This is a genomic window from Bacillota bacterium (assembly GCA_013178125.1).
In the GTDB taxonomy this organism is placed as follows: Bacteria; Bacillota; SHA-98; order Ch115; family JABLXJ01; genus JABLXL01.
Genome location: JABLXJ010000035.1, coordinates 1 through 11,543, shown reverse-complemented (window position 1 = coordinate 11,543; position 11,543 = coordinate 1). Strand labels below are relative to the sequence as shown.

9 protein-coding genes and 1 pseudogene are annotated in these 11,543 nt (G+C 54.5%); 7 read left to right on the top strand and 3 right to left on the bottom strand.

All coding sequences use genetic code 11. The features are described from left to right. Positions 1–427: 427 nt before the first annotated feature. The 3 genes from HPY71_14835 (at position 428) to HPY71_14825 (ending at position 2,539) form a co-directional block, all read left to right on the top strand. On the top strand, positions 428–1,186 hold the full coding sequence (locus tag HPY71_14835) for a hypothetical protein (GenBank protein NPV54765.1): 759 nt from the start codon (positions 428–430) through the stop codon (positions 1,184–1,186). Continuing rightward, on the top strand, positions 1,183–1,965 hold the full coding sequence (locus HPY71_14830; protein NPV54764.1) for a CRISPR-associated protein Csx11: 783 nt from the start codon (positions 1,183–1,185) through the stop codon (positions 1,963–1,965). The genes HPY71_14835 and HPY71_14830 overlap by 4 nt, the downstream gene beginning before the upstream one ends. Before the next feature lie 346 nt (positions 1,966–2,311). After that, positions 2,312–2,539, top strand: a complete 228-nt coding sequence (locus tag HPY71_14825; protein ID NPV54763.1) for a DUF433 domain-containing protein — start codon at positions 2,312–2,314, stop codon at positions 2,537–2,539. A gap of 420 nt (positions 2,540–2,959) precedes the next feature. On the opposite strand, the pseudogene HPY71_14820 reads toward HPY71_14825, so the two are convergent. Next, positions 2,960–3,246 (bottom strand): annotated as a pseudogene (locus HPY71_14820) (nucleotidyltransferase family protein). A gap of 225 nt (positions 3,247–3,471) precedes the next feature. Here HPY71_14820 and HPY71_14815 point away from each other — a divergent pair. The 3 genes from HPY71_14815 (at position 3,472) to HPY71_14805 (ending at position 7,255) form a co-directional block, all read left to right on the top strand. Further along, positions 3,472–4,536, top strand: coding sequence for a hypothetical protein (locus HPY71_14815; GenBank protein NPV54762.1), 1,065 nt, complete (start codon positions 3,472–3,474; stop codon positions 4,534–4,536). A gap of 6 nt (positions 4,537–4,542) precedes the next feature. Further along, positions 4,543–5,379 carry a hypothetical protein gene (locus HPY71_14810; GenBank protein NPV54761.1) on the top strand — a complete coding sequence of 279 codons (837 nt, stop codon included), beginning with the start codon at positions 4,543–4,545 and terminating at the stop codon, positions 5,377–5,379. A 718-nt stretch (positions 5,380–6,097) separates the two neighbouring features. Next, entirely contained in the window at positions 6,098–7,255 is a 1,158-nt protein-coding gene (locus HPY71_14805; GenBank protein NPV54760.1) for an ATP-binding protein, read from the top strand. A gap of 345 nt (positions 7,256–7,600) precedes the next feature. On the opposite strand, the gene HPY71_14800 is transcribed toward HPY71_14805, so the two are convergent. Both HPY71_14800 and HPY71_14795 read right to left on the bottom strand, forming a co-directional pair. Further along, on the bottom strand, positions 7,601–9,202 hold the full coding sequence (locus tag HPY71_14800) for an AbgT family transporter (GenBank protein NPV54759.1): 1,602 nt from the start codon (positions 9,200–9,202) through the stop codon (positions 7,601–7,603). A gap of 152 nt (positions 9,203–9,354) precedes the next feature. Then, positions 9,355–10,755, bottom strand: a complete 1,401-nt coding sequence (locus HPY71_14795; GenBank protein ID NPV54758.1) for a M20/M25/M40 family metallo-hydrolase — start codon at positions 10,753–10,755, stop codon at positions 9,355–9,357. 385 nt (positions 10,756–11,140) lie between these two features. Here HPY71_14795 and HPY71_14790 point away from each other — a divergent pair. After that, positions 11,141–11,543, top strand: a 403-nt coding sequence (locus HPY71_14790; protein NPV54757.1) for a hypothetical protein, incomplete at its 3' end; no start/stop codon positions are given.

Genomic DNA, 11,543 nt, shown 5'->3' with positions numbered 1-11,543 from the left:
TGTTGACCGTCCTCTACCTCGTTTTGAAATCCGAGAACGAAAAGCTTTCCCGAAGGAAACTCAGGGGGTTTAAGGATCTGGTTTGGGAGGAAGGTTGAGCTTCGGACACAATTAACTTGACGCTACCGAGGATTTCCAGACAAATGGCTAAACTGATCTAGAAAATCTGCAAATGCCGATTAAAAATAATCAATATGGTTGAATACGGCCGGATCATGATGGCAGGACTGACTGTGGCAGATTCAGGCGCGATGTCAGGCCTACAGGATAAGATAACCGCGAGCAAGCTTCACGGGGCAATTCCGTGCAAGGAACTGATATGGCAAGAGCATAAGCACTAACGGCCTGAGCAAAGACGCAGCCTTGTCCGTGAGATTCACATTAAGCTACACTATAATCGTAATTATAACTAATATGGTGTATTATAATGAGAATACGATTGATCGATGAACTTGCGGCTCTAGGTCCGACCTTTACGCTTGACCAGGCCAAAAAGGTCCTAGGCGGAGAGGCTAATCTGGCAGGGGATCTACTTTATCGCCTGGAAAGGCGCGGGTGGGTGGAACGCCTGGAGCAAGGTAAGTACATGATCATACCCCTGGGCGCGGAGAAGGGAAAGTACACCCTGCACGAATTCCTTATAGCCTCAATGCTCGTCGATCCCTACTCCATCGCCTATTGGAGCGCGCTACACCACTACGGGTTGACCGAGCAGCCGCCCGGAGTGGTCTTCATCCAGACCACGGGCCGCAAGAAGAAGCAGAAGATAGAAGTGCTGGGCTTGGGATTCAGAGTCGTAAGGGTTGTTGAGCGCAAGTTCTTCGGGTTAAGAAAGGAATGGATAGGGGAGACCCAGATAAATATTACCGACCGAGAGAAGACCATCATTGACTGTCTTGATTTGCCCCAATATGCGGGCGGCGTCATAGAGGTGGCAAAGGCTTTGAAGAAGGGAGAATTCGATTGGGAGAGGATGATCGGTTACCTTGAACGCTTCGGGAACACTGGGGTCAATCGACGTCTCGGCTACCTCTGTGATTACCTGGGGTTGAACGTCGACCTGCCTCCGGTTAACACGAGGAATTACCTGCTGCTCGATCCCACTATGCCGGGAGAGGGCGTGCGCAATGCTCGCTGGAGGCTGATGGTAAACCTGGACGAAAAGAGCCTGGGAGAACTGGAATGATTACCGCGCTCGAGATAAGGGGCAAAGCAAGAGAACTATCTCTTCCGGAGACTACCATCCAGCGGGATTACGCGCAGAACTGGCTACTCAAACATATGGATGCTGTGGGAGTAGTGCTCAAGGGCGGGACTGGAATCAGGAAAGCTTATATTGAGGACTACAGGTTCTCAGATGACCTTGATTTTACACTGCTAGAGGAAAGAAGCCTCATAGATATCAAGGAGGCTATCGCTGGTGCGGTTGAAGGGGCCGGAGAGGAGAGCGGCATCTCTTTCGAAAGCGATATCGTTATTAAGGAGAATATAAACGGCTTTGAGGGAATTACCAGGTTTCGCATGCTCAGGCCGGCGGTGCCTCCCATCAACATCAAGATCGACCTGACGCTCCCGTCGAAGGAGCCCATATTGCTCGAAGCAAGCCGCCGGGCGATAATACATCCTTACTCCGACGATTTGGGAGCAAGCGTGAGCTGTTATAGCCTCGAGGAGATAATGGCCGAGAAGATAAGGACCGTATTCGAACGTACACGACCTAGAGACATCTATGACATCGTCAGCTTGAGGGCTTTAATAAATATGGACGATGTCTTAAGAGCCCTGCCCGAAAAATTAAGGACAAAGGGGATAGAACCTGATATCGAAGAGCTTATGGAGAGAAGGAATAATTTTGCAGCGTCTTGGAACAACTCATTGCGTCATCAAATAGCGGATCTCCCTTCTTTCAACGAGGTTTTCGAGACCTGTATCCGGTTTCTTGAGGAACTCGAGTTCACGAGATAAGCACAAGGGCAGCATGAGTTATGGTTATCCTGTCAGGTAAGCGTACGTTCCGTTGTATGCTGCCATAATATACCATATTATATAAGTGTACTTTCGCAGATAGCGTCAAGTTAATTGTGTTCAAGGCTCAGCCTTCCTCTTCTGACACTATCTACTGCGGGTATCGCCTTGCAAGTAAGAGGAGGTTCGACGACGGTGCAGATAGAGTTCAAGGATTACGATAGGCCATGTGCATATCTAGGAGGCTACCGGTGCCTGGCCGTGGTGATCTTCATGGCCCTAGCACAACAGGCCAAACGACACGGTTTATGACAAGAGGTATCATAAATAAAGAGAGAAGATGGTGGTGATGAAGTTCGAGCGGATAACGATAGACCCGGAAATATGTACCGGAAAGCCCTGCATAAGGGGACTGACGTTTCCCGTTTCCAGATTGTTAGGCTTGCTCGCCTCGGGTGAGACGAAGGAGGAGATACTGAAAGAGTACCCCTACCTGGAACCCGGGGACATCGACGAGGCCTTGCGATTCGCCGCTTTTCATAACGAAGAGGAGGCCCTGGAGATAGCCAAGTGAGCTTTCTTGTAGACATGCCCCTCTCCCCGGGGTTGGCTGTCTCGCTGCGAGAACAGGGATACGAAGCAGTTCATGCCTCTGAGATCGAGATATACTAAGGCCACGGACGAAACACTACCATGCCATGCCAAAGCCAACGATATGATCGTGATGACGGCGGATCTGGATTACCCACGCCTGTTAGCCCTCACGCAAGAAGGGGGCCCGGGTGCTATCCTGTTCAGAGGCGGCGATTACAGCAGGGAACAGACCCTGATGTTTTTGAGAAAAGTCTTGGATTTGATCCCCTTAGACAAGCCGGCAAACAGCATCATCGTTGTAGAGCGAGAGAGGATCCGGCGCAGGAGGCTCCGATTGCTTGACGCATCTTCTCAATGGAGCTCAGTATGTCTTCAAGGAAGAGCATGTAAGGTCGGTCCCTCATGTGTAAGCTACCTCTCTCATAATTCTTTCCTTGAATTGCGGCCTCAGCGCGTTGGGTGTTACCAAGTCGACTTTTCGCCCTAATACATCCTCAAGATATTCAAGAAGGTCTATGAACTCCCAGCCCACAGGTTCACCAAACTCGACGAGGATATCTATATCGCTGAGTTCTCCTTGCTCCCCCTTACGTAGGAACCGAAGACACCTATTTCCTTAATCTTGAACTTTTCGGCAAGAATCTGCTTCTGGTTGGAAAGAACTGCCTTTACCTCCTCCAAGTCCATCGCCGGCCCTCCTTCTACCTCGCAACCTATCCATATAATAACTCATTTAGAAGACAAGGATTCTTCGCGGATGCCAGGACAAGACAGCCATTTCGGTCAACAAATGATCAACATCCTTGTACGCGGCACGCAAGCCAATGCCCGGATGATCACCACAAGCCTTGACATGGATGATGCTAATAATTAAAATGATGTCCATATGGACAACATAATGATAAGAGCATCATGATAGAGGCGGAAATCGTAGATAGATTAAGGAATGGCATCGAGGAGATCCTACCCGTTCCTGGGTTGAGGTTTGAGATATCCCCTGCCAAGAAAAGACAAGCCGGTTCGCCCGATTATATCGCTTCGATATCGATCAAAGGCAAGCGGTTCAAAGCAGCCGTTGAAGTCCTTTCATCAAAGAGTGCGGCGATATTGCGGAGCAAACTGGCAAGCCTTGTGTCGTATGCCGATCGGGGTCATGGTTTAGTCCCGCTGATCCTGTCGGATTACCTGAGCAAGGAGAAGAGGGATGAGTGCAAGGGCGCTGGGGTCTCTTTCATCGACCTTTCAGGAAATGCATATATCTCTTGTGAAGGAATATATATAGAACGCGAGGGGTTTCCCAACAAGTATCCGGAAAGAAGGCTGGGGCGCGGGCCCTTCTCCGATAAAGCATCGCTGATACTCAGGGTAGCTCTTGAAGATAGGAGCAGATCTTGGGGTGTCAGGGAGGTAGCCCAAGCAGCCGATCTCGACCCTGGGTTTGTCTCCCGCATGATGAGGGAGCTTGAGATAAGGGGCTATTTCGGGAAAGAGGGTAGAAAATATAAGTTGCTGGATGCGAAAAGCCTTCTCGAGGACTGGGTGAGCGCATACGACTACCGCAAGAACGAGGAAAAAGGCTATTTCTGTCTGGCTGATGGTCCTGGGGAGATACTCGACAGATTGCGCGATGTGGGAGGGCATAAAGGCCTATCGTACGCGCTGTCCTTCCAGGCCGGAGCCAACCTGGTGGCACCTCACGCTGTCTATAACGAAGTGCATATATATTTAAAGGATGAGAGCTGCAGGGAATTCCTCGAGCGGCGGCTTAAGTTGAGAGAGGTAGAAAGAGGGGCTAACATCATTTTATGCTACCCGCACTACAAGCACTCCGCTTTTCATCGGATGCACCAGGTAGACGGTCTCTGGGTCGTGTCGGATCTGCAACTATATCTCGACCTGTATAAGTATCCCTTGCGGGGACAGGAACAAGCTGAATATCTTTACAAGCGCCGGTTGAAGAAACTCATCGAGGGATGATACGCAGTGGAGAAGACCTTCAAGAACAGCCTGTTCAAGGTCATTGAGATTCTTGGGGAGTATCTCTCCGAGGTCGTCTTCGCGGGTGGTTGGGCGCCTCTTGTCTATTACCACTATCTGGTGGGAGATAAGGCCAGGACTCCGCTCCTGACCCAGGAATTCGATTTGATGGTTGGAAGACGGATCACAAACAGGGGAAAGAACCTCTACGAGTTACTGCAGGATGCGGGCTTACACCCCGAGCCACGCGACTCCTCTCAGCATCCGGCGCTGATCTACTCGGGAGAAATCGAAGGCAACCATCTCGAACTGGAGTTCTTTACGCCCATGATCGGAAGGGGAGGGGATAGGGCTATCGAGGTTCAGGATAACCTGCTTGCTCTCCCGTTAAGATATGCCGATATCATTGTTTCTGCCGCCATGGAAGTCGTGATAGACGACCATCCGCTTCACAGCGTCACCACACCAGTCATGCTACTGGTACCTTCGCCAGGGGCCTTCATCTTCAACAAAGGATTGACATTTTCCAGACGTCAGGTGACGGCCAAGAAGGAAAAGGATCTCTACTACATATTCGATATACTGGCGCGATGTCCCGAATTGAGGCAAGAGATACTGGAGGGACTCGGTAGTCTCAAACGTACGAACGCTACCTATGCAAAGTGGTTCAAGTCTTTTCTGAAGAACATGGCCGACTATTTCGGGAGTCCCAATGCAAAGGGGATAAACATGGTATTCCACCAGAGGCCGCCAAACGCTTTCCCTGGTTTGGATGGTCAGCAGTTCCGCCAGTACGTATTTGAGATATTCAAAGGATTCATCGAGGAGCTGGACTTAAAATAGGGCGCCTCGGTCAACAAATGGTCAATATCGCTGAGGGCAGCTGGGCGAAGTTGAGGGCAACCGAGAACAACTCGCTTCTTGCAAAACCGCAGGTAAAACGCAATACAGAGCCACCTAGACCCACAGTCGAGAACCGATAGCAACCGCATTTTCCGGACTGTAAATCCGTTGGCGCAGCCTTCGATGGTTCGAATCCATCCTCCCCCACCAGGGATAAGAAAGCAGGTCAGAGGTGTTCCCCCCTGGCCTGGCTGTTTATATTGGGAGCTTATGAGAAAGGGCAACGGAATATCCATCCGTCGCGGTTCAACCAGATATTCCAACTAAAAGGCCTGCTAAACGACCAATAACCACTCTGAGGCAGAGTCTTGACATGCGAAGCAACGTGTTGCGATTTCTTCATCAAAACGATTAACCACAACCCTTGTCGATCATTTATGACCACGAAGAAGCCGCATTTCCTGATCATCCGGAGGGGAGAAGAGGAGCACGAGAAGAACCCGACCTGCAAATGGTCAACGCCCTCCTATGCCAGGCCGGTACCACAAGGGTTTTCGGGCAGGTGTTTAGGGATGCTGAGGAGCTGCATTTGACAAGAAAACGCTGGCAAATTATTATTCATACTATGAATGATATTTATTCAGAGCACGAAATTGAATATAGACGGCGAGACCTAGGGCCCAAGGTCGAATCAGCACTAAGCTCCTTTCCGGTAGTGGTGATAACCGGGCCTCGCCAGGTAGGAAAGAGCACATTCTTGAGGAACGAATTCAGGGGATTTCACTACATTAACCTGGATGACTTCTCGCTGCTGGGACAGGCGAGAGAGGACCCTGGATCCCTCTGGGAGGGACACGGCAAGGTAATTGTCGACGAGGTACAGAAAGCGCCGCGGACACTAGAGGCAGTCAAACTGGAGGTGGATCGCAGCAAGCGCAAGAAGCGCTTCCTGCTGTCGGGCTCATCCAACCTACTCCTCATGAGCAAGGTGACGGAGTCCCTGGCAGGCAGAGCTATATACCTGGAGATGCTGCCCTTCACCTATCGGGAGATGCGGGGGAAGGGCGGCAAGCCGTCCAGGCTTGCTCAGATCATGGAAAAAGACTTCCAGTTGGATGAGGGGAGCGCGAGGAAGGAAGACCCTTTACCTTACATTCTTAGAGGATGTATGCCGCCTCTCTTTAATTTGAGCGAGCTCGGGGACGTTTTGCTGTGGTGGGAAAGCTACGTCAGGACCTACCTGGAGAGGGACTTGAGGGAGCTTTCCCAGATAGAGAACCTGGTCGATTTCCGCCGCCTCCTCGGCGCGCTGGCCCTGCGGACAGGCAACGTCCTGAACCAGAGCGCCCTGGCGCGGGATACCGGCATAAGCCAGCCTACCGTTTACCGCTATCTCAAGCTTCTCGAGGTATCAAACCTACTGGTGAGAGTGCCAGCCTTCACCGCCAGCCGCAGCAAGCGTATCGTCAAGTCCCCCAAGCTGTATTTTATCGATCCAGGGCTGAGCGCCTTTCTTGCCGGCTATCATGACGTGGAATCCCTACGTGACGCGCGAGAGCTGGGGGGCCTCTTCGAATGCCTGGTCCATCTGCAACTGCGCGCAGACGCGGAACTGCAGGTTCCCCGAGTCGGCATCTACTTCTGGCGGACCTCCGGAGGCAAGGAGGTGGATTTTGTCCTGGAGCAAGGCAGGGACCTGGTGGCGGTCGAGGTCAAGATGACCACCCGGCCTTCCTATAACGATATCAAGAATCTCCTTGCGTTCCTCCAGGAACATCCTCGGGCAATACGGGGCGTTCTAGTGCACACAGGGAGCTCTCTTCGTCATCTCCACAGCAAGGTGATCGCCGTTCCGTGGTGGTGGTTGGGTTCCTAATCCTCTATTTCCGGGCAGCATCGATATGATCCCGTTTTCCTATGAAATCCAAAAGTTGTGTTGATCGTTTGCTGAATAATGGGTAGAAGGCTCGAATCCATCCTCCCCCACCAGGATCATGGAAGCAGGCCAGGTAAGGTTTCCCGGCCTGCTTGGTTTGTTGGAAAGCTCATATATGGAAGGTAAAGTATTTTGTGTTCCTTTAAGCTGGCAGGCTATGCGGATCATATGGCAAAGCAACAATCAGGTCAGTCCGCCAATGGCTTTTTACGATAAGCGAGAAACAGGACACCAGGCATAGGATGGCCATGACCCCGGCGTTGTTTCTGGTATAAACCCTGCTGCTCACACTCCCATCGGAATACCGAGTAGGTACCAGATTACGAAGAAAACGATCCACGCCACCGTCGTGATCAGGAAGTACGGCAGCATGAGTGCCACCACGGTACCTATACCCGAATCTTTATCATAACGCCTGGCGAACACGACGATGAGCGGGAAGTATGCCATGATTGGCGTAACGATGTTCATAGGCGAGTCGGCGACCCGGTACGCGGCCAGCACGTACTGGGGTTCTATGCCAAGAGTTAAGAAGAGGGGGATGAAAATGGGAGCCAGGAGCGCCCACTTGGCGATGGCCTGCGGCATGATGATGCCCACCACCAGGGTGATCAGTATAGCCAGGATTAGAAGCCAGATGTCGGCGATGTTGAGCCCCTGCAGCGCGTTTCCCAGCTTGACGGCCGCCACTTGGGGGATGTTGGAGTAGTTGAAATATGCGATAAACTGGGCGATTAGCAGGAAAAGGAAGAGTAGCCCGGCCAAGCCCGCCCAACCCTTAGTGATATGTTCGATGCCCTCGGTGGCGTTCTTGATAGTCCCCGTGACTTTACCGTAGACCGCGCCGGCGACCAGGAACACGATGGCGATTATCACGATCAGGCTGTCCATGAAGGGAGAAGTGCCGATGATGCTGCCCGTCTCGGGGTCGCGCAGGGGCGCTCCGGGAATGAAGGTGAGCAGAGCGATCACCACGATTACGCCCAGGATGCCCAGGGCCGACCAGCGCAGGCCTTTCGACTCGAGGGCAGGCGAGACCGTGCTGGCGGCTTCATCAGCGGCTTTAGCCGTGCCGTTGGCTGGAGCCTTGGAGCGATTGTAGGCACCCAGGCGGGGTTCGACGATGCGCGTGCAGATCAGCCCCATGACGATGGTGAGCATGATAGTAGACCCGATCCCGAACCACAGGTTGGCGGTGATGCCGATGGAATGGGCTGGGTTGACGAGCGCGATAGACTCGTTGGTGATTTCTGTAAGGACGGCGTCTGTCGGCGTGATGAGGAGGTTCACGCCGAAACCGGCGGCCACGCCGGCGAAGGCCGCCGCCATGCCGGCCAGCGGGTGACGCCCCACGCTCATGAACGCCGCCGCCCCCAGCGGGATGAGTACCAGATAGCCCGCATCGGAGGCGATGCTGGACATGATGCCCAGAAACACGATGATGTAGGTGAGCGAAGCGGGCGATGATATGTCCACCAGTTTACGGATGAGAGCGCCAATGAGTCCCGAGGACTCCGCCAGCCCCACCCCGATCATTACGATGAGGATGATGCCCATGGCCGTGAAACTCATGAAGTTGCTGACGAACGAGGTGAAAAGGAAGCGGATGCCGTTACCGTCCAGAAGGCTCTTGATCTCCGCCGTCCTCGTCTCCACCTTGTAGTCCTCTGCATCCACATGCCCGGGTGGCAGCACGTCGTACGGCCCGGTCGACCCGCCCAGATCGGATTCCTCTACCTCGACCGTTGGAGGAACCACCACCTCGTAGGTGGCCCTGACCCCGATCCATACCAGGATCTGGGAGAGGATGATCAGACCCAGGATGAGAGCGAGGAACAGGATAGCCGGGTGGGGCACCTTGTTGCCTACCCGCTCGATGAAGGTCATGGCGCGCTGCACCAGGCCCGGGCCCTTGGCCTCGTCCTTGGGGTTGCGGAGTCTCCTCGACCGCTTGTTTGTGCCGGAATCGGTCGCGTTCAGAGAAGCCCCAACTGCTTCGGTATCGGCCGCTTCAGTCTCGAAATCTTCGGGTTTGTCGTTCACGGTCCTACCCCCCATCCCGGGAGTGAGGCCAAGCGTCCGAGAAGGTCGGCCTCTGCCAGCACGGTCTTCTCGAATTCATCCAGCAGCACCCTTTCGTTTGGGCCATGGATGTTGGCAAATCCATCTGTTGTGCCTGCCATCAGCACGTCCGCGTGGGGTACGGCACGGCCTAGCGCTTCCACCAGGGGGATCGACCCCCCGCTTCCCACTGCCACCGCCTCCGTCCCCCAGGCTGCCGACCACGCCTCCCGGGCGGCCCGATAGGCGGGGCTGTCCGTGCGGGCGGCAAAGCCGTTGCCTGTCGCACCGGCGTGCACCTCCATGCGAATGCCGAAAGGTATGGCCTCCTCCAAATGACGCATGAGTGCCGCCTGAGCCTCCCCGGCGTCCTGCTGGGGGTGCACGCGCAGGTTCAGGGATGCCCGCGCGTACGGGGAGACTGCGTTGACCGCCTTTTCCACCGTGGGGACGTCGATGCCGGTGACGGTGATTGCCGGTCCGGACCAGACCCGGGAACCAAGCGTCCCCGTACCCATGAGGGGCAGGCCCTCCAGAACCTCGGCCAGAGCCCGGAACTCCTCCTCGGTGTTGCCACCGCCCGTCCACTCCTCGCGCCGCAGGCCTTCGACCGCGACATCGCCATGGTCGTCGTGGAGGGAAGCCAGCGCGCGCAACAGCGCCAGCAGCGCGTCCGGCGCAGCTCCACCATATTGCCCGCTGTGCTTGGCGGATGCCAAGGTCCGTACCTCGACCGTGACCATGGCCATACCTCGCAGGGCTACGGTAAGAGTGGGGACCCCCGGCCGCACATTGCCCATGTCGCCGATAAACATGACGTCTGAGGTAAAGAGCTCGGGATGTTCGGCCACGTAGGAAAGAAGGGACCCGCCGCCGACTTCTTCCATGCCTTCGATAATGGCCCTGATTCCCACGGGCGGCCTCCCATCCCAGGCTCGCAGCGCTCCGGCGAGGGCGACGATGTTCGACTTGGTATCGGCAGCGCCTCGTCCATAGATGGCTCCGTCGCGCTCGGTCGGCTCGAAGGGAGGCGAGTGCCATTCCGACTCGTCGCCGGCGGGGACGACGTCGTAGTGGCTGTAGAGGAGCACCGTCGGGGCTCCGGGGGGTGCGGGGATCTCGGCCACGATGAGGGGTGCGGTATCTTTCAGGTCAACCGACTGCACCTGCTCACAGCTGGCTTCCCGAAACAGCTCAATGACCGCGTCGCGGGCCTGTAGGAGCGTCGGCCGCGTATTCTCCGGATAGCCGGCCTCGGAGACTGACGGAATGGCGATCAGAGCTGAAAGCTCTTCCTTGAGATAAGGCATCAACTCGCCGATGCGCGCTTTGAGATGAGAGAAATCGCTCGGGCTCCCCGATTCTTGATAACTGCCCATGCCCCCTCCTTCGCCATCCAGCAGACCCAGCATATATACCGCGGCTCTATCAGCAAAAAGCATTTTTCCCCCGCGAGATTTAAACAAAAACCTACTTGCAGCCCTAATCCATAGTGCTGTGATCACATGGGGCTGATCCCCAATACCGATTCGGCCAGCCTCATCTTCTACGGGTTCGCCGGTTACATGGACGAGAAGTGAAGGGGGAGTCCCTCAAGTAATTTTCAGCGGAATCTCTGACGTGACCGAATCTTTGGCATGAGCCGCTCGCTTTCTTGAAATCAATTCAACTCGGATCTAAAATTTACCTTAAAAAGGTAATAACAAGACCGTGAAATACTCATAAATCAGACCTTCTTTATAAAACAACGGGGGAGAAAAGGCCATGGAAAGATTTAAGACAAAAGGCCGCCTTTTCATTTCTTACCTCTGCCTTCTTTTTATTTTTCTCCTCCTCGCCCTTCTCCTTCCCTCCCTGGCTTGGGGGAGGGGAGGGTCCCTAAGCGTAGGGGGGCTTTTTGCCCTTCCCTTTGGGCAGGCGGAGGAAAAGACCTCCTCCTCCGGGGACGGGGCGCCCCACAACCTCTACTTCGCCGAGGGCTACACCGGAAGGGACGTCTTCGAGGAGTACCTCACCCTCATGAACCCCAATCTCTCCCCGGCCCGGGTGATTATCACCTACATGTTCCGGGACGGGACCACCCAGGAACAGGTGGTCGACGTGGGGCCCACCACCCGGGAGACGGTGATGGTCAACAACGTGGTGGGGCCCGACCGGGAGGTGTCCA

Bases quoted from the DNA above. Each gene is read 5' to 3' on its own strand.
- HPY71_14835 (NPV54765.1), top strand. From the start codon at position 428: ATGAGAATACGATTGATCGATGAACTTGCGGCTCTAGGTCCGACCTTT.
- HPY71_14800 (NPV54759.1), bottom strand. From the start codon at position 9,202: ATGACCTTCATCGAGCGGGTAGGCAACAAGGTGCCCCACCCGGCTATC.
- HPY71_14830 (NPV54764.1), top strand. From the start codon at position 1,183: ATGATTACCGCGCTCGAGATAAGGGGCAAAGCAAGAGAACTATCTCTT.
- HPY71_14795 (NPV54758.1), bottom strand. From the start codon at position 10,755: ATGGGCAGTTATCAAGAATCGGGGAGCCCGAGCGATTTCTCTCATCTC.
- HPY71_14815 (NPV54762.1), top strand. From the start codon at position 3,472: ATGATAGAGGCGGAAATCGTAGATAGATTAAGGAATGGCATCGAGGAG.